The 24,715-nt window shown below is 41.1% G+C and carries 15 protein-coding genes and 2 pseudogenes; 12 read left to right on the top strand and 5 right to left on the bottom strand.

Features of this window, described 5'->3' with window-relative positions; genetic code table 11:
• Positions 1 to 233: 233 nt before the first annotated feature.
• Positions 234 to 1,496, bottom strand: coding sequence for a methionine adenosyltransferase (gene metK, locus B4U84_RS24980; RefSeq protein ID WP_131120889.1), 1,263 nt, complete (start codon positions 1,494 to 1,496; stop codon positions 234 to 236).
• A gap of 148 nt (positions 1,497 to 1,644) precedes the next feature.
• Positions 1,645 to 2,649, bottom strand: coding sequence for a phosphoribulokinase (locus B4U84_RS24975; protein ID WP_017312088.1), 1,005 nt, complete (start codon positions 2,647 to 2,649; stop codon positions 1,645 to 1,647).
• A gap of 1,304 nt (positions 2,650 to 3,953) precedes the next feature.
• On the opposite strand from B4U84_RS24975, the gene cpcD/petH reads away from it, so the two are divergent.
• The 3 genes from cpcD/petH (at position 3,954) to B4U84_RS24960 (ending at position 7,869) form a co-directional block, all read left to right on the top strand.
• On the top strand, positions 3,954 to 5,237 hold the full coding sequence (cpcD/petH, locus tag B4U84_RS24970) for a bifunctional rod-capping linker CpcD/ferredoxin--NADP reductase PetH (protein WP_017312089.1): 1,284 nt from the start codon (positions 3,954 to 3,956) through the stop codon (positions 5,235 to 5,237).
• A 202-nt stretch (positions 5,238 to 5,439) separates the two neighbouring features.
• Complete coding sequence (locus B4U84_RS24965) at positions 5,440 to 6,747, top strand: homoserine dehydrogenase (protein WP_131120888.1); 1,308 nt, start codon at positions 5,440 to 5,442, stop codon at positions 6,745 to 6,747.
• A gap of 129 nt (positions 6,748 to 6,876) precedes the next feature.
• Complete coding sequence (locus B4U84_RS24960; protein WP_131120887.1) at positions 6,877 to 7,869, top strand: S-layer homology domain-containing protein; 993 nt, start codon at positions 6,877 to 6,879, stop codon at positions 7,867 to 7,869.
• Positions 7,870 to 8,022: 153 nt separating this feature from the next.
• On the opposite strand, the gene B4U84_RS24955 is transcribed toward B4U84_RS24960, so the two are convergent.
• Both B4U84_RS24955 and B4U84_RS24950 read right to left on the bottom strand, forming a co-directional pair.
• On the bottom strand, positions 8,023 to 8,463 hold the full coding sequence (locus B4U84_RS24955) for a CAAD domain-containing protein (protein ID WP_017312092.1): 441 nt from the start codon (positions 8,461 to 8,463) through the stop codon (positions 8,023 to 8,025).
• A gap of 820 nt (positions 8,464 to 9,283) precedes the next feature.
• On the bottom strand, positions 9,284 to 9,739 hold the full coding sequence (locus B4U84_RS24950) for a pentapeptide repeat-containing protein (RefSeq protein ID WP_131120886.1): 456 nt from the start codon (positions 9,737 to 9,739) through the stop codon (positions 9,284 to 9,286).
• 1,094 nt (positions 9,740 to 10,833) lie between these two features.
• On the opposite strand from B4U84_RS24950, the pseudogene B4U84_RS24945 reads away from it, so the two are divergent.
• The 9 genes and pseudogenes from B4U84_RS24945 to B4U84_RS24895 form a co-directional block, all read left to right on the top strand.
• Positions 10,834 to 12,066 (top strand): annotated as a pseudogene (locus B4U84_RS24945) (glycyl radical enzyme family protein); the annotation flags it as partial.
• 263 nt (positions 12,067 to 12,329) lie between these two features.
• Positions 12,330 to 13,400, top strand: a pseudogene (gene nrdJ / locus B4U84_RS24940) (ribonucleoside-triphosphate reductase, adenosylcobalamin-dependent); the annotation flags it as partial.
• A gap of 310 nt (positions 13,401 to 13,710) precedes the next feature.
• Positions 13,711 to 13,929: a ssl0294 family protein gene (locus tag B4U84_RS24935; protein ID WP_017312095.1), complete on the top strand. Its 219-nt coding sequence runs from the start codon at positions 13,711 to 13,713 to the stop codon at positions 13,927 to 13,929.
• A gap of 575 nt (positions 13,930 to 14,504) precedes the next feature.
• On the top strand, positions 14,505 to 14,780 hold the full coding sequence (gene rbp, locus B4U84_RS24930; RefSeq protein WP_017312096.1) for an RNA-binding regulator: 276 nt from the start codon (positions 14,505 to 14,507) through the stop codon (positions 14,778 to 14,780).
• Between the two features lie 485 nt (positions 14,781 to 15,265).
• A complete protein-coding gene (fbp, locus tag B4U84_RS24925) occupies positions 15,266 to 16,318 on the top strand; it encodes a class 1 fructose-bisphosphatase (protein ID WP_017312097.1) in 1,053 nt (350 codons plus the stop codon).
• Between the two features lie 143 nt (positions 16,319 to 16,461).
• Entirely contained in the window at positions 16,462 to 17,607 is a 1,146-nt protein-coding gene (tal, locus tag B4U84_RS24920; protein WP_017312098.1) for a transaldolase, read from the top strand.
• A 301-nt stretch (positions 17,608 to 17,908) separates the two neighbouring features.
• Positions 17,909 to 19,438: a glucose-6-phosphate dehydrogenase gene (gene zwf, locus B4U84_RS24905; RefSeq protein WP_131120884.1), complete on the top strand. Its 1,530-nt coding sequence runs from the start codon at positions 17,909 to 17,911 to the stop codon at positions 19,436 to 19,438.
• 102 nt (positions 19,439 to 19,540) lie between these two features.
• Positions 19,541 to 20,908 carry a glucose-6-phosphate dehydrogenase assembly protein OpcA gene (gene opcA, locus B4U84_RS24900; RefSeq protein WP_131121056.1) on the top strand — a complete coding sequence of 456 codons (1,368 nt, stop codon included), beginning with the start codon at positions 19,541 to 19,543 and terminating at the stop codon, positions 20,906 to 20,908.
• A 78-nt stretch (positions 20,909 to 20,986) separates the two neighbouring features.
• On the top strand, positions 20,987 to 22,462 hold the full coding sequence (locus tag B4U84_RS24895; RefSeq protein WP_131120883.1) for a cobyrinic acid a,c-diamide synthase CobB: 1,476 nt from the start codon (positions 20,987 to 20,989) through the stop codon (positions 22,460 to 22,462).
• Between the two features lie 261 nt (positions 22,463 to 22,723).
• Here the strand turns inward: B4U84_RS24895 and B4U84_RS24890 are convergent.
• The coding region (locus tag B4U84_RS24890; RefSeq protein ID WP_131121055.1) for an nSTAND1 domain-containing NTPase at positions 22,724 to 24,715 on the bottom strand (1,992 nt) is incomplete at its 5' end.

The following is a 24,715-nucleotide window of genomic DNA, read 5'->3' as shown; positions in this document are numbered from 1 at the left end:
CCAAAATTAGCAAATTAGTTTAGGCATGAAATCACTGACATCAGTGACTCTCACCTAATCTTATCTTCCTTTATAGCAAGAACTAATATTCGCTCAATATTATAATTAGTCTTACTCTGATGGTATTTAAGCAGTTTTTATATTGATGAATTTTATACAAATATCAGGAATAGGGGATAACAAAAAATTAGGAGCCATAGTTTTTACTTTTGGCTCCTAACTCTGGTTTTAAATTAAGCGATCGCAGCAGTTGAAGGTTGTTTGTTGAGTGCTTGTTTCAACAATTCTGCCTTATCAGTACGCTCCCAAGGCAGATCTAAATCTGTCCGACCGAAGTGACCGTAAGCTGCGACGTCCTGATAAAAACGTCCGCCTCGTTCACTTGGTAGGTTGCGTAAGTTAAAGGAATGGATAATCCCAGCTGGACGCAGTTCAAAATGATCTGTAATTAGTTGCAGCAAGGTTTCATCATCAACTTTACCAGTGCCAAAAGTCTCCACCAAAATGCTCACTGGTCGTGCTACACCAATGGCATAACTAAGCTGGACTTCACACTTTTCTGCTAGACCGGCGGCTACAATATTTTTTGCCGCATAGCGACAAGCATAGGCAGCACTACGGTCTACTTTAGTGGGGTCTTTACCAGAAAAGGCTCCACCACCATGTCGGGAGTAACCACCATAGGTATCGACAATGATTTTACGTCCAGTTAGACCGGAGTCTCCTTGTGGTCCACCAATGACAAATTTACCAGTGGGGTTAACTAAAAAGCGGGTATTTTCATCTGGCTTGATTTCTAAGTCACCAAACACAGGTTCAACCACTGCTGACCAGAGGTCTTTTTTGATTTGGGCTTGCACTTCTACCTCATTGGTGATATCACCAATGGTAGGTGTGTGCTGTGTGGAAATCAGGATAGTATCAATACCTATAGGACGTCCATCTTGGTAAGCCACACTTACCTGAGTTTTGCCATCAGGACGCAGGTAGGATAGTTGACCTGTTTTGCGAACTGCTGCTAGTCGGCGGGCAATACGATGAGAAAGGCTGATTGGCAAAGGCATCAGTTCTGGTGTTTCATTACAAGCGAAACCGAACATAATACCTTGGTCGCCAGCACCAACTTTATCGAATTGTTCCTCGCTATCCTGACGAGCTTCATGGGCAACATTTACGCCTTGAGCTATATCAGGCGATTGCTCATCCAAAGCTACCAGGACTGAGCAGCTGTTGGAGCAGAAGCCATTAATAGCATCGGTGTAGCCAATTTCTGCTATTTTATTGCGAGCGACATTGACGTAATTAACACTTGCTTTAGTAGTGATTTCACCAGTGATCAATACCAAACCAGTGTTAACCACAACTTCCGCAGCCACACGACTAGTCGGGTCTTGTGTGAGCAAGGTATCTAGAATTGCATCAGAAATCTGATCACAAATTTTATCTGGATGACCTTCGGTCACTGACTCGGAGGTAAATAGATAGCGTTTAGACAAATTTAATTCCTCCAAAACAATGTGAGTTTGCTGACTAAATGACAACATTTAATCTAGCTACTCAATCTGCAATCATAACAATATTTCTAGTTATAAAAAAAGGGACACTCTTGGTGTCCCTTAGATATTTGACACAAATACTGTTTTTTTAAACTTGAACGGCCATTTTGGCTTCCTTTGCTGTTAAACGCTCGTAGGCGGCGCGCATTTTTAATCCTGTTAGCACTTGGAACAAACCTGTACCATTGTTGGAACCAGGATACTCGCGGTGCTGGAGTAACAAGTGAGTCATCTCACCTTGATACTTAGTAGATGTTTTGCTGAGGTGAGTTTCGATGTAAATCACTTCTTCGAGATTGTCAAACTGACCATCTACCTCTAAAACAGAAACGTAGCGACCGTAGTACACATCTGAACCGTAGTACAGTTGCATACCAGGATAGGAACAAGTCAGTTTGCGTCCACAGGGAGTCCACTGGATTGTAGAGCCTTCATCGAACAGATAAACTGGTTCAAAGCCTTCTTTACCCTCACGTTGTAGCATCCGTACCCGCAGAACTTTACGCTCTTTATCCTCTTTGATGAGGTTGGTAGGTAATACCTGAAGAACTACATCAGCAAATTCTCTTTGTGGTTCAATGTACTTCTGAAAATCAGGTTTGCGAGAATTGATTTGAGCTAAAACATCTTCATAACGATGACCACGTTCAGCCATGTCTCGCTGGATCTTCCAAGCAATTTTAACTTCATCACTAATATCAAAATAGACACTGAAGTCAATTAGCGATCGCACACGTTCATCATATAAAGGATGTAGCCCCTCAACCACTAGAATATGATTCGGCTCTATGTGTTCCGGTGGATCGATAGCGCCGGTTTCGTGATTATAAATAGGTTTCATGACCGATTGACCTTCTTTGAGCGCTTTAATTTGCTCGTACATCAGGTCAAAATTGTTGGCTCTGGGGTCAAGTGCGGTTATACCTGTTTCTTTACGCTGCTTGCGATCCAAACAATGATAGTCATCCAAACAGATAACTGTCATCAACTCCTCACCGAATAAATCTGTCAGACGACGCAAAAACGTAGATTTACCACATCCAGAGTCTCCGGCTACTCCAATTAGTACCACTCGTTCTGGTTTATTACTCATAAATCTCCTCTAAATGCTAAAGATGAGTCAATCAATAATTTTTCACACCTACAAGAAATCAAGCCAAGAGCTTACCCCTTTGGTTTATCCTGCGTTCTTGCTACTTAACAGCACAAATAGAAATACAACGGGTAAGCTTAACAGTAATAATTGTTACCCGTTTTTATTGTCTAAGTTGTTGCTGGTAAGTATTTAATCCTAGTGATATATTGGATTCTAACAGAAGGGGTTACTCTATACAAGGCTTGCTAACAGCAAGAAATTGCGTTTTTCAAATCATGGTTGTGAATGTTTAGCAATCACGAAAACTCCCGAAACACTAGCTGTACAGCCGCTTCATTTTTACTGAACAAAACTGAACAACCATGCGTGGTTTGTTGGCTTGGCCAACTATATTTTTGGGGTGGATTCTCACTCACGTTCGGTTTTTCGCAACAATACTGAAAATAGTCGCAACAACTCCGAACGTGAGTGAGAAGGGTTGTTCAGTTTTGTCTAGTCAATCCCCAACCACTAAAGTTTAAGTCACAACCCCAGAAATCATGGGTTTGGAATTTTTATTCTATGTGGCAGCAAAATGCTAGCTCTTAAGAGCGTTATGGTATGATCGGATTGCAGTTTATGACTCTGTTAATTCAAGTCTATAGGGTATAATCTGATTTTTAAAGTAGTTTTTTACCTTTTTCAAATTTTTATTAGAGAACAAGCAAAACTCGATAATATTAAAAATTGTCAAACAGAGTTATCCTTCTTGCGAAAATTATCTCACTGTCAAGATTGCTCTATGGCCGTAAGATGAATTGCATGCAGGGACTGTGGTAAAATGCCAATAGTTTACCGAAAATACCTGTAGTCGTAAAAACTAAGCGGCATAACTGGTGAGTAAGTAAACAAAGTATTACAGTACCGTAAGACATACGGGATTTTAAGCCTGTGGAGAGCGAGTAAGACTCGTAGTGCTTGCACTAAAAGCATCGCTCGTTGAATCAGGAATCTCGCGCCAACCTTGAGCTTTGGCGGTGAGAGTGTCAAGTTGTAGCGATGCCATATCACGAAAAAAAAATTAAATTGACTCATTATTAACATTCTCCAAAGAACTTATCCTCTACCTTAGAAGGTGAACAGGTGTGACTATTACCATGCCTTAGTATCTTTGGTGAGTCTACGTAACAAGGCATTGGCTGATGCTGCTTTTCCCAGTGTTAGTTTTTTGTAACCAAAATTTGGTAATTCAAAGAACAGCATCTGTGGTGAAAGGGTTTTTTGTGAGAACAGGTTAAGTAAATATCGGAGTGGTAGAACGAATGTACTACAGAGGTACTGTTGAAGGAGCTGCCAACACAGAATCAGGTAGCCGTGTTTTCGTTTACGAAGTGGTTGGTCTACGTCAGAGCGAAGAAACTGATCAGACGAACCATCAAATTCGTAACAGTGGCAGTGTGTTCATCAAAGTGCCTTACAGCCGCATGAATCAGGAAATGCGACGTATTACTCGCCTGGGTGGCAGAATAGTTAGCATACAACCAGTGAGTGTTTTACAGCAAACAAATGGTAAAGCCACATCTGCTGAATCTGCTTACGAAGGAAATGGTAATGCCACACCTGTGAATGCTGAACCACCAGTCCAGCAACAGCCCCAGAAGAATGAGACGAAAGGCAAGACCATGACTCAAGCGAAAGCTAAAAAAGATGCCCACGCTGACGTTCCTGTCAATCTTTACCGTCCGAATGCACCTTACATTGGTAAATGTATTTCCAATGAAGCATTAGTAGGAGAAAACGGTATTGGTATCGTTCAGCATCTCAAGTTCGACCTCTCTGGCGGAAATTTGCGTTACATAGAAGGTCAAAGTATTGGTATTATTCCGCCAGGACTGGATAAGAATGGTAAACCAGAAAAATTGAGACTGTACTCCATCGCCTCGACTCGTCACGGCGATGATGTAGACGACAAAACTGTATCGCTGTGCGTTCGTCAATTGGAGTACAAGCATCCAGAAAGTGGCGAAACAGTCTACGGAGTCTGCTCTACTTACCTATGTAACCTCAAGCCTGGAGATGATGTGAAAATCACAGGCCCAGTGGGTAAGGAAATGTTACTACCCGCAGACGAAGATGCCAACGTAATTATGATGGCAACAGGAACAGGTATTGCCCCTATGCGTGCCTATCTGTGGCGGATGTTTAAGGATGCCGAAAAAGCTGCTAACCCAGAATACCAGTTCAAAGGTTTCTCATGGCTGATTTTTGGTGTTCCCACAACTCCAAATATTCTTTATAAAGAAGAATTGGAAGAAATGCAAGGGAAGTATCCTGATAACTTCCGCTTGACATACGCCATTAGCCGCGAACAGAAAAACCCCCAAGGCGGCAGAATGTACATTCAAGACCGCGTTGCTGAACATGCAGATGAACTGTGGAGTTTGATTAAGAACGAAAAAACCCACACCTACATTTGCGGTTTGCGTGGTATGGAAGATGGCATTGATGCAGCACTTTCAGCAGCAGCAGCGAAAGAGGGTGTTAATTGGAGCGACTACCAGAAAGAAATTAAGAAAGCTGGTCGCTGGCACGTTGAAACATATTAATTTTAGTCATTGGTAGAGACGCGATGTTCCTCGCGTCTGTACAATTGTCATTGGTCATTAGTGACAAAAGACAAATGACATAGACGCGCTCATAGGCTTCAAGGTAGAGTAGGACAATTGACTAAGTAATAATTGTAGGGTGGGCAATGCTCACCCTACAATTATTATTGAATTATTGTTGGTGAAATTTGGTATAAGATTCGTGGGCGTAAAGCTGGGAATACTAGGTTTGGGTACGGTAGGTACGGGTACGGTGCAACTTTTGCAAGATAGTGTCGGACGTCACCCGTTGTTGCGAGATATAGAAATACACCAGGTGGGAGTGCGATCGCTCGATAAACCCCGCGCGGTCAAAGTCCCAGATGCTGTATTAACAACAGATTTGGAAGCAATTGTCAATGATCCGCAGATAGATATAGTCGTCGAAGTCATTGGTGGACTCGAACCAGCGCGATCGCTAATTCTCAAAGCTATTGAAAATGGCAAACACGTTGTGACTGCTAACAAAGCAGTAATTTCCCGTTTTGGAGATGAAATCTTTACAGCTGCCAATAAAGCTGGTGTTTATGTCATGCTAGAGGCTGCTGTTGGTGGTGGTATCCCGGTGATTCAACCCCTGAAGCAATCTTTGAGCGTTAACCGGATTCATACTGTTACAGGTATTGTCAACGGTACGACCAACTATATCCTGACACGGATGCAAACTGAAGGCAGCAGTTTTAATGATGTCTTAGCTGATGCTCAAAAATTGGGTTATGCAGAAGCCGATCCGACAGCCGATATTGATGGCTTGGATGCCGCAGACAAAATTGCTATTCTGGCCTCATTAGCCTTTGGTGGACGCATCAAACTGCAAAATGTCTATTGTGAAGGTATTCGCCAAATCAGCAAAACAGACATAGCCTATGCGGATAAATTAGGGTTTGTCATTAAATTATTGGCAATAGCTAAAACAGTTAATTCTTCCTCCATCACTCCATCCCCCAATCACCCCATCTCCGTTAGAGTTCACCCCACCCTAGTTCCCAAAGCACATCCCCTAGCTAGTATCAACGGTGTTTATAATGCCATCCTTGTGGAAGGAGAACCGATTGGACAGGTAATGTTTTTTGGCCCAGGTGCGGGTGCAGGTGCGACTGCTAGCGCTGTCTCATCTGACATTTTAAATTTAGTAGCAGCACTACAAGCCAGTACAACCACACCCAATCCTCTATTGACTTGTGGACATCAAGACTACTGCGAAATTACACCACCAGAAGAACTTGTTAGCAGATTCTATACCCGTTTTCTCACTCAAGACCAACCAGGAGTAATTGGTAAATTAGGCACTTGCTTTGGTAAATACGGTGTCAGCTTAGAATCAGTTGTTCAAACAGGCTTTCAAGGAGATTTAGCAGAAATTGTTGTTGTTACCCACGATGTCCGAGAAGGAGATTTTCGACAAGCTTTGGCAGAAATTCAGACTTTAGCAGCAATACACAGCATTCCCAGCTTGTTACGAGTTTTATAAGAAACTTTGTTAGTAGAGAGTAAATAGTAGATAGTAGTTAGTGGTTATTACGGGAAGCAAGTAATTGGTAATAAAAAAAGACCAGCCAATAACCAACAATTAACAACCAACAATCAAGGATAATCATCGATGACAGACACGCCTCCCGATCCTAAGTCATCTCAAACAAATGCCCTCGGCTTTGATGAATTTATTGGTATTCTTGTTGCCTTTGCTACTATCGGGGCAATTTTGTTTTGGTCATTTTCTCGTAAGGAATCTGGATGGAACTTCAACAGCTTGTTGTCACCTGACTCTAGTTCGGTAACTTCTCCTAGTACTCCACCTAAGCAAACTGCTCCTAATGTCGAATCTCGCCAGCAATCATCTACATCTGTTGAGGATAAGTTACCTGTAGTAACACCATCTCCTAGTGTTAACTTTAATACTTTACCTCAACAACAACCATCTTCACCACCTTTTATTACCAACAAAACGATCCCACTAGTCATTCCTGAGCAAAAATCAACAATTCCCCCACCGATCGCATTTACTGATGTACCTGGCGATTTTTGGGCGCGTCGTTTTATTGATGCGCTTTCCTCTCGAAATATTATTAAGGGCTATGAAGATTACACTTTTAGACCAAATCAGCCTGTAACGCGGGCTGAATTTGCAGCGATTGTGGAACAAGCATTTGGGAAAGAAGTTGGCAAAACTAAGAGTGCGATCGCTTTTAAGGATGTACCAGTTCAATTTTGGGCGAACTCAGCTATTGATCAAGCTATTGGTACAGGATTTTTGAAAGGCTACCCTAACAAAGTTTTTAGACCACAGCAAAGAATTCCACGGGTACAGGTATTGGTTGCCCTTACTAGTGGTATGAATTTAAATGTTCCTGATTCCCCAACTCAAATATTAAGTTTTTACAGGGATGCAAAAGTAATCCCTAAGTATGCTAACAACAAAATAGCAGCAGCCACAGTCAATGATCTTGTAGTCAACTACCCCAATCCCAAAACGCTAAATCCAAATAAAGAAGCTACCCGTGCTGAGGTAGCCGCTATGGTTTATCAAGCTTTGGTGCGAACGGGAAGACTAGACGCAATTGAATCTGAATACATTGTCAAAGCGTCTAATTAAATGTGATGACACAAGTGGCCAAGTGTTGGTAAGAATCTACTTGACCACTTGGGAGGAGGCGAGATCCAGCAGCAATTTGTGGCGTACCAATAATGCGATCGCCGGCGGCGGGCGCTACTGCGCCATCGCGCTTGGGTACTGAATTACTCAGTTTTAGGCGTCTTTACCCACCACTTGTGATTTGAGAGTTGCAATTTCACTGGTTAATTCTTGCCTGGTAGAAGCTTTGAGTAAATAACGGTAGATAAACCATGCAGAGTAGCCAATACCAATTAATTCAAAAGTCGGTGCTACTAAAGGAATATCATTTAAAGCATCCAGAATCGCCAAGACAACTTTAACAGCGACAATTGCTCCCACAATTAAACCAATAGTAACCAGGGGCTGTTTGTACTTGTTAAAGAAGGTTCCCAAGTATTCAGGTAGTGTCGCTAAAAAGCTAGAAGCGACTTCTCCATACTTTAACCATTGGTCTTGAGTTTGTGCAGTAGGCTGGATTTTTGTAATGGTTCCTGTTTGGTTGTTCATTTCTGGCACTATTGCCTCTGGAGACTTTGTTTCTACTACTTCCGGTTCTTGCATTTCCGCTCCCATGATTGTGACAGTTGAGTTACTTTGATCGGGACAATTACAACCAAAAGGCTGTTGAGTCGGCGATGCACTAACACATCACTTTACACATATAGACATGTGCCTTGAACTAAAGTTCAAGTTTTGCTCTTACCAATTTTGCCCATTTGGTGGGCTAGCATTCAGACTGGTAAGCTGCTTATGATCGTACTCATTCAAGTACAAATCATGCACTAATAAGTTCATCCCTTATTTATACAAGTCTAAATGCCGATTTTACCTGATATTTAGGCAATCTTAAGCTGTTATTCTTAATGTTGATAGTAAGATTGATATTAAGACTTAATAAAAATTTTTATGTATTCACACAGCCTAGACTTTTAAAATTATTTGTGGTAATGGTGGCTGTACGTATATAGGAAAATACTAAATTAGCTACCTACTATCTCCAAAATATCATGTGAGTTTAACAAAGTATTTATTTTTACCAAAATATAGCCCGCGACTTAAGTGCGGGCTAATAGCGAAAACCCACTTTAAGTGGGTTCGATAAATATTATCAGACCAAGCAACCTACTCGCCCTCAAATAAATTGCTGGCTTATAGCTCAAGTCTACTAGCAAACTAGACAGTTTCTCTTAAGATATAACGAATGCTGTTCTTTGGAAGCTCACGTCACTTTAACTGGGTTCAAATGCTGTATAACTTATGCGAAAAATTCCTTAAAAATTCTTCAAATCTTACGGTGCGTTTTAGCAAAACGCCTAACGCACCAGCAATAAAATCAGAGATTGTTTGGTAATGCACCTACGAAATATTGAATAATTTCTTTTTTGGTATTCCTTTAGTCCCAATCAGGAATATCCGCGCTGTCACCACCAATACCGATTCCTGTATTGTATATTTCAGCATTAGTGATGTTGAGGTTATTCATTGATGCGCCATGGACATTAGAATCTAAAATCGTGGCACTGGTGAAATTGACGCCGTTGAGATTGGCATTTTTGAAATTAACATTGGTTGCAAATGCTGATTCTAAATTAGCACCTGCCAAGTTTGCACCCGTAAGATCGGCACCTTCGAGATTTGCTCCTTCCAAGTTAGCTCCTTGAAGATTTGCACCTCTTAAGTCAGCACCAATTAGGTGAGCACCACTGAGGTTTGCTCCTGATAGATTACACTGTATACATTCCCCAGTTGATAACAGCTTTTGTACTTGCTGCGGATTGTTGGCGCTAACTGCACCAGTAAAGAACAGGGGAGCTGCTAAGGTTAAAGCTGCCAATATTTTACTTTTCATATTTCCCCCTTGAAATTTCAACGTGCTTCCGTTCTTTTCCTCACGATCTAATTATCTCACTAAACAAGTTGTCAAAATGTATTTGTTTCATCAACTCTTTGCGATCGCACTGCGATTCATGTAAGTCCATAAATACTAGTGCTGGTAAGATAATCAAGCATTTCTGGTCATAGTATATGTCTAACTAATGGCATCTGACAAACGCCTATTGTCAGAGTCTGCACATAGTTTATTTTCTGACTCTTGGCAGAAGAGGGATTATATATCCTTTAATTTATATATTCCATTAGAAATATATAATGAATTACATAGAATTATTTCAATTTATCAAAAATATTATTTTTTGATCAAATCTTGCTCAAAGCCGAATTTTTGCTGAATATAGTCAAAAATATTGCTATCTGAAATATTCAATTATCTTAAACATATTGAAATTAGCTTCTCAGCAAAATTATTTCTTATTTTATGCTCAAGATTGAATGTGTAATAAAAATATCTTGATCAATCAGATATGGGTTCCTAAAAATTACTTAGTATTTTCTTGTCTTCAATGTTTTTTGCGAATAAATTAGTAATATTTTAAATTTAAAAAATCTGATTTCGCGAAATCAGATTTTTTTATTTTTTATAATTATTTAATAATCTTATACATAAATTGAAAGTAATCAATAATTCAATATAGTTCAAACCACGCCAAAACCTTTGTGTTTAAGCAAATATAGATATGTATCATGGTAAGTCTTTAAACATCGTCCATTTAACTAAAAAATACTAACTGAACCGTATTGAGCAATATCATTAACTTTTTCAACACCAGTAAATAATTGTAAATCACCTAATTTATTAATAAAATTGAAAAAAGTTATATTATATAAATCCAAAATTAATGTGTCTGAATACCTAAATATAATACGTGATATGAATAAGTATAAATTATTTTAATTTTATATATGTAAGATACGATTAAGCTTACAAGATTACTGGGTAGTTGTAGATATAAATTTACCGTAAACTGATACTTTTTTCAAGCTTTGACCCTTGAGGCTAGTTAACGTATAGTCATAATCTGATGAGAGACCAACAAGGCTTGATTTATGGTTCGAGAGCTTGAACGAAAACGCCAGAGTGCAAACTTTCCAGAAACAGCCCCAGCTGCTAACCCAGTGTTTTTTAGAACTTACAGCCGTCGTAGAGAGGCACAAACAAGAGAAACATGGGAACAGGTGTGCGATCGCACTTTGGGAGGTTTAATCAGTTTAGGGAAACTACAACCACAAGAGGCTGACATTCTCGAACGGATGCAGCGTAACTTGAAAGCATTACCCAGTGGGCGCTGGCTGTGGGTTGGTGGTACAGACTGGATAGCCAAGCCACAGAATTTTTCTGGGGCTTACAATTGTACTTCTACCAACCTCCAAGACTGGAGTGCTTTTGGTTTGATGATGGATTTGGCAATGATGGGCTGTGGTACTGGAGCAATTTTAGAACCAAAATACATCAACCAATTGCCCCCAATTCGTAATCGTTTAAATGTAACTGTACAGGGAGAAATTGGTTTTACTCCCCGTCTAGAACGGCATGAATTGACAGAAGTCAAAATAGATACAAATGCTAACCGCGTTATCATCCATGTCGGAGACAGCCGTCAAGGCTGGGTGCAATCATATCAGAGTTTACTAGAACTCTCTACAGATGAAAGATTGACTCAGGAAATTCAAGTAATAGTTGATATCAGTGATGTGCGTCAAGCCGGAGAAGTTCTTAATGGCTTTGGAGGAGTTGCCAATCCTGTAAAACTGCCTGGACTGTACCAGCGCTGCGCTTCTATCCTTAATAAAGCAATTGGGCGTCAATTAAATTCAGTAGAATGCTGTTTGTTGATCGATGAAGCTGCTGTAACAATTGTTGCAGGCAATATCCGAAGAAGTGCGGGAATACGTCAAGGTTATAGCAGTGATAATTTGTTTGCTGATGCGAAAGCAAACCTTTGGCATCAGGATGAAAACGGCAACTGGCGTATTGATCCAGAACGGGATTCACTGCGAATGGCAAACCACACCAGAGTTTTTCACCGTAAGCCAACATTAGAAGAATGTGTTGATGCTGTTCGCAAACAATACTACAGTGGCGAAGGTGCAATTCAATGGGCTGGTGAAGCTGTAGCCAGAGCTAACTGTGATCTGCTAAATATACCAGAATTGAAAACTGAATTTTTGCAAGCTTATGAGCAAGGAAAAGCCAAAGAATGGATACAACAACGTCACCCAGATATTGATGCTCAAGAATTAGAACATCGTTTGAGTAGATATGGTTTAAATCCGTGTGGTATTTGATAATACTTGCCTCACGTAAAAAACTGGGGAAAAACGGGGAAGGCTGAGAACAGGAATCATTAGCAGATGAACCTGCCAATCCCGTGGTAATCTGGAAAATCACCAGACACCGTAGAGCATAGAGACTGAGCGTTAAGAGAGCAATAATGTCTCCAAGAGTCCCTGGCTACCAAATGGTAGAAAATGTATGCCGAGCTACAGGGAATTATAGAACCTGTAGAACTAGAGGATAAAAAGCCTTTAGGGTAACAAAACTGGAGATTATTGGTGCTAACTTCCACTGTAATTTATCAGAAATCCATCTCAATCAAATTGATCCATTTAACTATAAAGAACAGGAAGAAGCCTTCACCGCAGGTGCATTATCTGTAGCTGCTCTTTTGCATCACAAATTCCAAGAGCCACGCTATCAATACAGCCGTGAACTTGACCCGATTGTCGGAGTTTCTTTTACTGGTTTATTTGATTTCTTTGTTCATGCTTTTGGGGTTGATTGGTTATATTGGTGGGCTGAAGGAAGACCAAACACTGCTCAAGGATTGGCGTTTAAACATGAAGAACAAAAATACTTGAGTACCTGGAAAAATATTGTGCATCAGGTAGTTTGGGATTATTGCTCCAAGCATAATCTTAAACGTCCAAATCGTTGCACCACTGTTCAGCCTAGTGGTACAAAATCTTTGTTGACTAGTGCTTCTCCAGGATGGCACCCCCCCAAAGCCCAAAGATTTATTCGCAGAATCACTTTCCGTAAAAATGATCCAGTAGCTTTAGCATGTATTGACTATGGTTACAATGTCATACCTTCTCAATCTGATAAAGATGAACAGGGGAATTTATTAAATGACCCCTTTGATTCTAGAGTCAGTGAGTGGTTAGTAGAAATTCCTGTGGCTGTTCCTTGGGCTGATTTATCAGGCGCTGATGAAGTTGACATTAGTAAATTTAGCGCTTTATCTCAGATGGATTTCTATATGCAGGTGCAGAAATTTTATGTGACCCATAACACATCTGCTACAATTGAACTGCGAGAGCAAGAAGTAGAAGCTTTGGGAAGTCGTATATACGAAACTATTCGTGATGATGAAGGTTATATCAGTGCAGCTCTTTTAGCGCGATTTGATGATCATCAAACTTTTCCACGCTTGCCCTTTGAACCAATTACAAAGGATCAGTACGAAAAACTGATGCAAGAAGTCATAGTACGTCGTAAAACGAATGATTTTCACACAGCATTGAGTCATTATGATTTCGGTGAATTAATCGAAGTAGGACCCGCAGGTTGTGATTCAGATAAATGCATGATGCCTGAAGTAAATCCCAATTAATTAGTTAATTTAACGTGAATTCGATGGGTTTGATTAGCCTAACATCCCGCCCTCAAATCAATTTGGAGCTAATAGCAAAAACCCACTTCCTGTAGTTTTAAGGGGCTTGCGGGCGAGTTGATTGCTTAGTCTGATAATATTTATCGGACTCACATTAATGTAGAAACTAGGAAGAAGGAATCATTTAGATTGATTTTCTTCTTCTTAGTTTAGTGAAGCATTTCTTTCTAACAAACTTCCTCGCACACACTACGATGAATAAAATTCACCAATTTTGAGACTCATCTAGGTAATTTAGGAGACTATAATTATGTTTTTGGATGAACTAACGCCTATTTTTCAACAATTTGCCCAGCACCCAGTATCATTCATGGGTGGTTTTTTCTCTGGGGTACTGCGACTAAATCTTGCTGATGACCCTGTTAAAAGTTGGCTTGATCAACAAACTGACCCAAATGTTCATACAGCTTCTAGCGTTGAACAAACGAATGGTAGATCTAGTGGTCCTCAATCAATAGCTATTGAATAAAGCAAAAATGAAATTACAGCAATAGAAGCAGAAAGCCCACGAGCTTCAGCCGTGGGGACGGCGGCTGAAATGTCGGACACAGGTTCCGACATTTCAGCCGCCTCAATGCGTAGGACGCTTTAGTGTCCGTCCCCATCTTTCCCCAAACTCGCTTAAGCTAATTCCTTTGAGAAATAATAGTTGAATATACTTTTAGGATTGGGTGCGATCGCGTAGCAATTCTGAGAGAAAGAACATATGTTCACAAATGGTTATTATTTTTTTGTGAATCACGTATTCCTAAATTGGCAAATCCCGCATCTGCACAAATAGGTATATTTGGTAGAAATAGCATGAATAAATCTTTCAAAGATTCACCTTATCATCAATCAAACTCCACATATAAGAGAGACTAATTTGAAGTTAAAGGTGTTTGTAAAATCTCACACTTTAAAAAATGTCAAGATCGGTTATCATATGAGGCGTACGCGAAAAATTCAGCCTAAATGTTAGACCAGACGAAAGTATTTTCGTTTCTTGTTAACTTTACTAATTAGCTGAATTTATCGCCTCGAGTTGAGACTTACGTGATCCAAATGACTATTTACGTTGGAAATCTCTCCTACAGCGCTACCGAAGACGATTTAAAGGCTGTTTTTGCCGAATACGGCCAGGTTAAAAGAGTTGTGTTACCGACCGACCGCGATACGGGTAGACTGCGCGGGTTTGCTTTTGTTGAAATGGATGATGATGCCCAAGAGGATGCAGCGATTACAGAATTAGATGGTGCTGAATGGATGGGCCGTCAACTCAAAGTCAACAAGGCAAGACCAAGGGAGGATAACCGACGAGGCAGTTGGGCGAAAAGGTAATATATATCTTTTAAAACTGACGAAAGATAATAATAGCAAATTGCTTACTTTTTAGGCAAGTTATAAGTTACCGCAAGTAACCAAAACGTAGTGAATCGATCAAAAATTAAATAGCAGCTAAATAGCCAGCTAGTTGTGACTTCCAGGTAAGTTAGCCACTAGTTGGCTATTGCTGTTTGATTAAGAGTTTAGCTAAATCGCCGTAAGTCCCCCACTGAATAAGGAATTATTGGTCATTATTACTAATGGCTGGTGCATAGCGAATAAATTTTGATTACTTGTAAGACTAGGTAGATTTGCCTGAAAAAATCATCTCAAGTAAGCAAACAACTTTAATTGAGCATGATAAAAGGTTGATTTCTTTAGTTTGTCTAAAGTCACCTCTGAATTGTCAAATTAACTTTCTAAGATAGAGGCAGCAACCACAAGTTGCAAGGCACGGGATCAACCCAACAAATAGCTAATTGCTATGGAGGACAAAGATAATGACGAAAGCAGCAGAATCTTTAGAGCAGTCCATTAAAGATGCTACAGCTAACCGCAGCTTAGATCGTGATTGTACTACTTTATCCCGTCACGTCCTGCAACAACTCCAGACTTTTTCGCCACAAGCACAAGATTTAAGTGCGCTGATGAATCGTATTGGCTTGGCTGGCAAACTCATTGCTCGTCACCTCAGTCGCGCTGGTTTAATGGAAGGTGTTCTCGGCTTTACAGGCGAGACTAACGTCCAGGGCGAATCTGTGAAAAAAATGGATGTCTACGCCAATGACGTATTTATCGCAGTATTTAAGCAAAGCGGGTTAGTATGTCGCTTGGCTTCTGAAGAAATGGAAAATCCCTACTATATTCCCGAAAACTGTCCCATTGGCCGCTACACTTTGCTATATGATCCCATTGATGGTTCATCTAACACTGATATTAATTTGAGTTTGGGTTCCATCTTCTCAATTCGTCAACAGGAAGGAGAAGATGTTGATGGTACAGCAAAAGATTTGCTTGCAACGGGACGTAAACAAATCGCTGCTGGATACATCCTGTATGGTCCTAGTACGATGCTGGTCTATACTATAGGAAGGGGCGTTCATTCCTTTACCCTTGACCCTAGTTTAGGAGAGTTTATCCTCACTGAAGAAAATATTCAGATTCCTGCCCATGGTCCGGTGTATAGTGTGAACGAGGGCAACTTTTGGCAATGGGATGAATCAATTCGGGAATATATCCGTTACGTTCATCGTACAGAAGGTTATAGCGCTCGTTACAGTGGGGCAATGGTTAGCGATGTCCATAGAGTATTAATTCAAGGTGGTGTGTTTCTCTATCCTGGAACCGCTCAAAAGCCAGAAGGTAAACTACGCTTACTTTATGAAACAGCTCCCCTTGCTTTTTTGATCGAGCAAGCAGGTGGTCGAGCAACAACCGGACATGAGAACATTTTGGACGTGGTACCAAAGAAACTACATCAACGTACACCTCTAATTATTGGTAGTAGAGAGGATGTAGCAAAGGTAGAGTCTTTTATTCAAAACGGCCATTAGTAGTAGTAAAAGTTAATGGTTAGTAGGGGCTAACGGTCGTTAGCCCGTAAGGTGTTAGCGGGAAATCAGCAACAATTAACAACTAACAACTTACTAGGTTTGAAAATTTCTCTAGCAAAGAGAATAAGCAGGAGGGAAAAAATATGACGACAAATCATTTATTAGAGATCAAAAATTACGGTCAAAGTATTTGGATGGATAATTTGACTCGTGACATTATTAAGTCTGGTGAATTGAAAGATTTGGTGGAAAATAAAGGTATTTGTGGCATTACTTCCAATCCAACTATTTTTGAAAAAGCGATCGCTGGTAATGCTATTTATGACCAAGATATCGAAACTGGAATTAAAGCAGGATTGCCAACTTACAAAATTTATGAGTCACTGGTATTTCAAGATATCCGTGATGCTTGCGACATTCTGCGCCCTGTTTACGAAGCCTCAAATGGGTTGGATGGTTACGTCAGCATAGAAGTACCACCAACAATTGCTCATGACACCGAAGCTACAATTGCTGAGGCTCGTCGTTACTTTCAAGAAATTGGTCGGGAAAATGTCATGATCAAAATTCCTGGCACAGAACCCGGTTTGCCAGCAGTTGAGCAGGTAATATCCGAAGGGATTAATGTCAATATCACGCTGCTGTTCTCTGTAGAAAGCTACATTAACACAGCTTGGGCTTATATTCGCGGCTTAGAAAAACGAGCAGCAGAAGGTAAAGATATCAGCAAAATTGCATCTGTAGCTAGCTTCTTCCTCAGTCGGATTGACAGCAACATTGACGGTAAAATTGATGCCAAGCTAGCCAAAGGCGTTGACGATCTCAACGTTGAAGCCAAGCTAAAAGCAATTAAAGGAAAAGTAGCGATCGCTAATGCAAAGATTGCTTATCAGGAATATAAAAAGATTGTACAAAGCGATCGTTGGCAAGAATTGGCAGCCAAAGGTGCAAAAGTGCAGCGCTTGCTGTGGGCTAGCACCAGCACCAAAGACCCCCAATACAGCGACGTCATGTATGTTGATGAGTTGATTGGTCAGGACACCGTTAACACCTTACCACCAGCAACCATCGAAGCTTGTGCTGATCACTGCGATGTCGCTAACCGAGTGGAAACAGACGTAGATGAGGCTTACAACCTGATCGAAAATCTCAAAGATCCAGACGTGAACATCGACATCAACGCAGTGATGGACGAACTGCTAACAGAAGGAATCGACAAATTTGTCAAGCCCTTCCAATCCTTAATGGATTCTTTAGAAAACAAAGTCAAGCAGTTGTCGCCAGTATAAGAATAATGGACAAGGGAAACAAGGGAGAGTGGGGAGTGTGGGGTGTGGAGGAAGTGTAGGGAGACAAGGAGGACAAGGAAGACAAGGAAGCAGAGAGCAGGGAGCTGGGAGCTGGGAGCTGGGAGACAAGGGAGAATAACCGATCCCCAATCCCCAATCCCCAATCCCCGATCCCCAATCCCCAATCCCCGTTACCCCTTATCCCCAGAGGGGGCCCCACCTTCCCCGATCCCCGATCCCCGATCCCCGATCCCCGATCCCCGATCCAACATCTCAAACCTAAAATTCAAAATTCATTCCTATGGTCAGTCTGCTAGAAAATCCTTTGCGGGTCGGTCTACAACAACAAGGGATGGCCGAACCCCAGATTATAGTTATCTTTGGTGCTTCTGGAGACCTTACTTGGCGCAAACTTGTGCCATCACTATATAAATTAAGACGCGAGAGACGCATTCCACCAGAGACAACCATCGTTGGCGTAGCACGTCGGGACTGGACTCATGAATACTTCCGCGAACAAATGCGAAAAGGGATGGAAGAGGTTCATGGCGGTGTTGGTCCAGAGGAACTCTGGCAGGACTTTTCTCAAGGATTATTTTACTGCTCTGGTAATATCGATAAGCCCGAAGATTACCATAAACTCAAGACTTTTTTGCATGAGTTAGACGAGAAACGGGGAACACGAGGAAACCGGATGTTCTACCTTTCTGTGGCGCCCAACTTCTTTGCAGAAGCAATTAAACAACTAGGAACCGGGGGAATGCTGGACGATCCCTACAAACATCGTCTAGTCATTGAAAAACCCTTTGGTCGAGATTTGGCTTCGGCTAAAAGTCTGAACTTAGTAGTGCAGAAATATTGTAAAGAACAGCAAGTCTACCGCATTGACCATTACTTAGGTAAAGATACAGTTCAAAATTTGCTAGTATTTCGCTTTGCTAATGCTATTTTTGAACCATTATGGAATCGTCGCTTTGTTGACCACGTCCAGATTACCGTAGCTGAAACCGTCGGAGTAGAAGATCGGGCTGGCTACTATGAAAGCTCCGGCGCACTGCGGGACATGTTGCAAAATCACTTGATGCAACTTTATTGCTTGACAGCAATGGAAGCTCCCAACGCTATGGATGCAGATAGTATCCGTACAGAAAAAGTTAAAGTACTCCAAGCTACACGTTTAGCAGATATCAACAATTTAAATCTTTCGGCTGTGCGTGGACAGTACAGCGCTGGCTGGATGAAAGGTAAGCCAGTACCTGGGTATAGAGAAGAACCTGGAGTCAATCCCAATTCAACTACACCTACTTACGTAGCGATGAAATTCCTGGTTGACAACTGGCGCTGGCAAGGAGTTCCCTTTTACCTGCGTACTGGTAAGCGAATGCCAAAAAAAGTTAGCGAGATTTCTATCCACTTCCGCGAAGTTCCTTCTCGGATGTTTCAATCCGCAGCGCAACAGATGAATGCAAATATTTTAGCAATGCGGATTCAGCCGAATGAAGGTATTTCTCTACGGTTTGAAGTTAAAATGCCTGGGGCAGATTTCCGGACTCGTTCGGTTGATATGGACTTTAGTTATGGTTCCTTTGGCATCACCGCAACTTCTGATGCCTACGATCGCCTCTTTTTAGATTGTATGATGGGCGATCAAACATTATTTACACGGGGAGACGAAGTAGAAGCTGCTTGGCAGGTTGTCACGCCAGCTCTTTCTGTGTGGGATGCACCCGCAGATCCAACAACCATTCCCCACTATGAAGCTGGAACCTGGGAACCCGTGGAAGCGGAATTATTGATTAACCAAGATGGTCGCCGTTGGCGCAGACTATAGAAATTAGTCATTAGTCATTAGTCATTAGTCATTAGTAAAACCAATGACCAATGACCAATGACCAATGACAAATAACCAATGACAAATGACAAAATTATTCTTATGACTCCCCAAGCTCCTACTATTTTTTCACTACAGGCTCCCAAGGATGTTTCGCTAACAGATATTGAAGCGGAACTCAGCCAAATTTGGCAAAGTTATGGCATGGCTGGCGAAGATGGTACACTTCCAGCAGCGACAAGAGCAACCACATTTACTTTGGTGGTTTATGAGTCGGAAGAAACCCAACATTTACTTGCTGCGTTGGGATTTTACAATGGGCCAATTGATGGTATCCCTGGCCCGCAAACCCAAGCAGCATTGCGAGAATTACAGAAAAAGTACGGATTGACAGAAACTGGAACAGCTACCGAGGAAACTTTGACTCTGTTGCGGGAAGAAGTTGCTAAACGTTACAAGAGTGGGACAACAGAGAATGGGTCTGCATCCTATGGTTTAGATGCAAAAAGTCCCAGAATTGCTGACGAAATTGCTCTGCGTAACCCCTGTCGGATTATTACTCTTTTACCAGTAGTCGGAGAAGACGAAGGTGTCAAAGCACAAGTCTCTGCCTACTGTCCCATTCAAAAAGGCGCATCCACCAGTCTGGTGTGTTGTGAATACATTACCCTTACTGGAACCGCCACCGCTTTAGAACGGATTGGTGGTATGATCCCAGCATTGACGATTGGCGGTTTACCTAAGTTTTTGTGGTGGAAAGCCACGCCTGACGCCAACAACGGTTTATTCAAACGCTTGGCGGCAATATGCAATAATGTGATTGTAGATTCTTGCAACTTTAATAAGTCAGAAATAGATTTACTCAGCCTACAAGCATTAGTGGAAAATGGTGTACCTGTAGCTGACTTGAACTGGCGTCGCCTCTCTGGATGGCAAGAATTGACAGCAGAAGCTTACGACCCACCCCAGCGTCGCGCCGCCTTGATTGAGATTGACAGAGTAAATATTGATTACGAAAAAGGTAACTCCACACAGGCGTTACTCTTTTTAGGTTGGTTAGCAAGTCGTTTGAATTGGCGTCCGGTTTCTTATCAAAAAGAAAGTGATGATTATGATATTACCCGCGTCAGCTTTAGCACCGATAACCAACGGCAAGTAGAAGCGGAATTAGCAGGAGTCCCTGTAGCTGATGTAGGCGAAGTTCCAGGGGACTTGATTGCTTTACGCTTAAGTTCTACCAATCCTCAAGCTAACTGTGGTACTGTAATCTGTACGGAAACTGGCGGTTGTATGCGGATGGAAACCCAAGGTGGCGCCCAATCTGCCGGATTATTCCAGCAAGTAACTTCACTCTCTGAACAGAAAGCCGAAGTTTTGTTGAGTCAACAGGTACAACGTTGGGGAAATGAAGCGCTGTTTGAAGAAAGTCTCGCAGTCATAGGACAAATACTCAAATTAGGGAATGGGTAATTCTATTTTGGATTTTAGATTTTCGATTTTGGATTGCGTATAAAATCTAAAATCTAAAATCTAAAATCTAAAATTGCTATGGCTTTAATTATTGCAGGAGAACGTAGCGGGGTGGGTAAAACAACAGTCACACTCACCCTGCTGGCGTCTTTGTGTCGGCGATCGCACCAAGTGCAATCTTTCAAAGTAGGGCCGGATTATATAGATCCGATGTTTCATCAGCATGTAACTAAACGTGCTTGTCGTAATTTAGACCCGATTTTAACTTCAGAAACATACGTACAACAGTGTTTTACTCGTCACAGCCAAGGTATGGATTATGCCCTAATTGAGGGCGTGATGGGGTTGTTTGATGGAGTTTCGTCATTAGTCAGTAGTCATTTGTCATTGGCAAAACACCAAGAACAAATGACCAATGACATAGGACAAATGACTGATTATGCCAGTACTGCTCATATAGCAAGACTGTTAGATTTACCTGTAATATTAGTGATTGATTGTAGCCGTTTGTCTGGTTCTGTTGCTGCGATCGCTCACGGTTATAATTCTTTTGATCCCAGAATTAGAATAGCCGGATTAATCTTAAATCGTGTTGGTAGCGATCGCCACTTGCAATTACTCAAAGATTCTCTTACACCCCTACAATTACCAATTCTTGGTGTACTGCGTCGCCAAGATAACATTACCATTCCTGATCGTCACCTCGGTTTAGTACCCACAGTTGAACTTCCCGAACTCAATGCTTTAATTGAGCGATTTGCTGATTTGGGTGACACTTGCTTTGATTGGGAGAGGTTGTTACCGTTGCTGAGAATAGAGGGACAGGGGGACAAGGGGGACAAGAGGGACAGGGGGGACAGGGGGGACAAGGGGGATAAGGAGGACAGGGGGGATAAATTGCTTGTTTGTCTTTCGTCTATTGTAAAGATTGCTGTGGCACGCGATCGCGCTTTTAATTTTTACTACCAAGACAATCTCGACTTGTTACAACAACTGGGTGCAGAGTTGGTTTTTTGGAGTCCTTTAGAAGATCCTAAGCTACCAGAAGGAGTCCAAGGTATGTATTTTGGTGGTGGGTTTCCAGAAGTGTTCGCCCAGAACCTTGCTGAAAATACTGATGCCAAAGCAGCAATTAAAACAGCGATTCTGACGGGAATGCCAACAATTGCCGAGTGTGGCGGGTTGATGTATTTGTGTGAGCAAGTTATCGATTTTGCAGGTAAATCTTGGTCGATGGTGGGAGTGTTACCTACAACCGCAGTTATGAGTGGACGTTTAACTTTGGGATATCGCCGCGCTGTTGTTCTGCAAGATAGTTTATTAGTAAATGCAGGAACAACAGTTTATGGACATGAGTTTCATCGTTCCTATTTAATGTCCAATTTTGAGCAGCCACTATTTGAAACTTATCGCTTTGACAATGAAGAATTTACAGGGTGTGAAGGATGGGGATCTAATTCACCACATCTCAATCTTCACGCCTCTTATATTCACATGCACTGGGGTGCTTCCTCAGAAATTCCCCAGAGGTTTTTAAGACGTTGTTTGGAGTGAGTAAAATTGTTGTAGAAGTTAGTTATCCGTGTACCTGTTTCTTCTAATTTTACTCGCTCAATTAATTGCTTTGCTTGCTCCGCCATAGCTTTCTCTGAGGCAATTGTTAACGGGAGCATCCCAATTTTGAAAAATACTTGTTAAAGAATTTTCCCAGTCCTCTTATAGAGGACTTTAGCTTTCAGACAGGGATTTAAATCCCTGGCTATTCATGCAAAATTGGGATGCACACTTGTATTGACTGACAATTATAATTAAATACTACTCTTTATTTTCTCCTAGTAATCTCTTCAATTTTTTATCTGTAAAGGGGTTTTTGCCAGTGCGTAAAGCTTTAATCCAAGCTCTTACTTTTGATTTTCCTGTTTTACTATCTGTTGCGGCGATATATGCTTCAAAGTCTTCAATTGCTCCTTGTTTGTTGCCGGTTATTGCTCTAGCAAGACCACGTACAACTCGAATTTTTTGATTATCAGCAGCTAGTTGTACAGCGTTTTCACAGGCTAGCATAACATCTGCTGCTTGTTTTTTTAAGCTACCTTGTAAGCAAATTTCTTTCCAGGCGTCAGCAGAAATTTCTACTTTTGGATCTACATTTTGGGCATTGATATAAGCGATCGCAGCTAATTTTATCTTGCCCTGTTTCATAAATTTGTTTCCTTCATAAATTAAAACTGGAGCTGCTAACCGCCCGATTTGAGTATCCAGTTTTAGTGCTTCTTGGAACTTACTTACTGCGCTTTCTAGTTCATTAGTTTCCAAACGTTGTTGTCCTTCCACAAACAAGCGTTCGGCTTTGGCTTTGTTAATAAACTCTTGTGCTTTGGCTTTGGAATCAAACTTTAAATCAGAATTCCATTTTTGGGCTTTGCGGAAGTGGTTAGCAGCATCTTCAAAGTTGCCTTCTCTTGCTAATTTTTCACCTTGAATCAGATACATTTCACTCAATTCAGTATGCTTATGCCTAGTAGCATCAAAAGCTATAACTGTCATCACAGCAAATATAAATCCTGCGGCAAATGAACCAAAGAGAATTTGTTTGAAAAAACGATCAACAATGATTTTCCTCGCTGATTTCAAGCCTGTTTTTCTTTCTTGTGCCGCCGTTAGCTGTTTTAATTTTGGTTGTTGTTGCTGACGAATGAAATTAACTAAATGATCATGTGTTAATTGATAGCGATCATAAGGGTTTTCTTGCACTAAGATCACAATCCCGGATTTGACTAATATCTGTAAGACCAAATCCAATAAAAATTTCTCTGTTTTTCTATCTCTAATTAAATATTGCTGTAAATCCTGTTCTAATTCTGTACGAGTTTTGAGGGGACAACTACCTTTTTCATCTGTGAGTAAATACAGTACCAGTTTTGCTAACTGCTGATTTTCTATCCCACAGTCTTCGATGACTTCATTTAAATAATGCTGAATCAGCTTTTCTTGTGCTTGATCACCATACTGCTGATATTCTGCCAAGGTAGTGATATTCTCTGTTTGTAATTGGACGCCCATTATCTGTAAATCTATTGGACGCACCTCACCTAATTTTCCTGCTAAGTCTTGTATCAATTGTTCTAACAATGCAGGTTCCAGTTGAAAACGAGTACCTGCGGTTAAGTATTCGAGAACTGTTTTAGCGTCACCAGGTGAAAGGTTCCCTAATTTATAGAGAATATTTTTACTTAGAATATCTTTATTTATGATCTCCATGCCGGGTAGATCATTATACGCCAGCAAATGATGTAAGTAATTTTCCCGCAGCGACACAATGACTTTGACGGACAAAATCTTCAGACATTCTCCTAAAAACTCAAAAAATTGTCGCCTTGGTTCTGACTCAGTGTGAATCAAGAAAAATTCTTCAAATTGATCAAAAATCAAGACTGTGCGAAGGTTGTGCTGTTCGTTTTGACGTAGTTGTTCTAAGAGGAAGTGAAATTGGGGAAGAGTGGAGTGTGGGGAGATGGTGAAAGTTTGGAGTTCTGGAGTCAATGTTTCAAGTTCTGAATTCAAGCTTTCAAACTCAGAAGTCAAAATTTCGATTTCGGAAGTCAAACTTGCGAGTTCTAAGGCTAAAGTTTTAATTTCTAAGGTGGAACTGTCGAGTTCTGAAGTTGAAGTTTCGAGTTCTGAAGTTGAAGTTTCAAATTCTAAAGTCGAAGTTTCGAGTTCTGATGTGGAAATTTCAAATTCTAAAGTCGAAGTTTCGAGTTCTGAAGTCGAAGTTTCAAGTTCTGAGGGGAAAACTCCCAGTTC

Origin of the sequence: Westiellopsis prolifica IICB1, assembly GCF_004323185.1 — a bacterium.
In the GTDB taxonomy this organism is placed as follows: Bacteria; Cyanobacteriota; Cyanobacteriia; order Cyanobacteriales; family Nostocaceae; genus Pelatocladus; species Pelatocladus prolificus_A.
Note: the sequence above shows the minus strand (reverse complement) of the source record. Positions and strands in the feature narration are given on the sequence as shown.

Bases quoted from the DNA above. Each gene is read 5' to 3' on its own strand.
- B4U84_RS24975 (WP_017312088.1), bottom strand. From the start codon at position 2,649: ATGAGTAATAAACCAGAACGAGTGGTACTAATTGGAGTAGCCGGAGAC.
- cpcD/petH (WP_017312089.1), top strand. From the start codon at position 3,954: ATGTACTACAGAGGTACTGTTGAAGGAGCTGCCAACACAGAATCAGGT.
- B4U84_RS24960 (WP_131120887.1), top strand. From the start codon at position 6,877: ATGACAGACACGCCTCCCGATCCTAAGTCATCTCAAACAAATGCCCTC.
- B4U84_RS24955 (WP_017312092.1), bottom strand. From the start codon at position 8,463: ATGGGAGCGGAAATGCAAGAACCGGAAGTAGTAGAAACAAAGTCTCCA.
- B4U84_RS24950 (WP_131120886.1), bottom strand. From the start codon at position 9,739: ATGAAAAGTAAAATATTGGCAGCTTTAACCTTAGCAGCTCCCCTGTTC.
- B4U84_RS24935 (WP_017312095.1), top strand. From the start codon at position 13,711: ATGTTTTTGGATGAACTAACGCCTATTTTTCAACAATTTGCCCAGCAC.
- rbp (WP_017312096.1), top strand. From the start codon at position 14,505: ATGACTATTTACGTTGGAAATCTCTCCTACAGCGCTACCGAAGACGAT.
- fbp (WP_017312097.1), top strand. From the start codon at position 15,266: ATGACGAAAGCAGCAGAATCTTTAGAGCAGTCCATTAAAGATGCTACA.
- tal (WP_017312098.1), top strand. From the start codon at position 16,462: ATGACGACAAATCATTTATTAGAGATCAAAAATTACGGTCAAAGTATT.
- zwf (WP_131120884.1), top strand. From the start codon at position 17,909: ATGGTCAGTCTGCTAGAAAATCCTTTGCGGGTCGGTCTACAACAACAA.
- opcA (WP_131121056.1), top strand. From the start codon at position 19,541: ATGACTCCCCAAGCTCCTACTATTTTTTCACTACAGGCTCCCAAGGAT.
- B4U84_RS24895 (WP_131120883.1), top strand. From the start codon at position 20,987: ATGGCTTTAATTATTGCAGGAGAACGTAGCGGGGTGGGTAAAACAACA.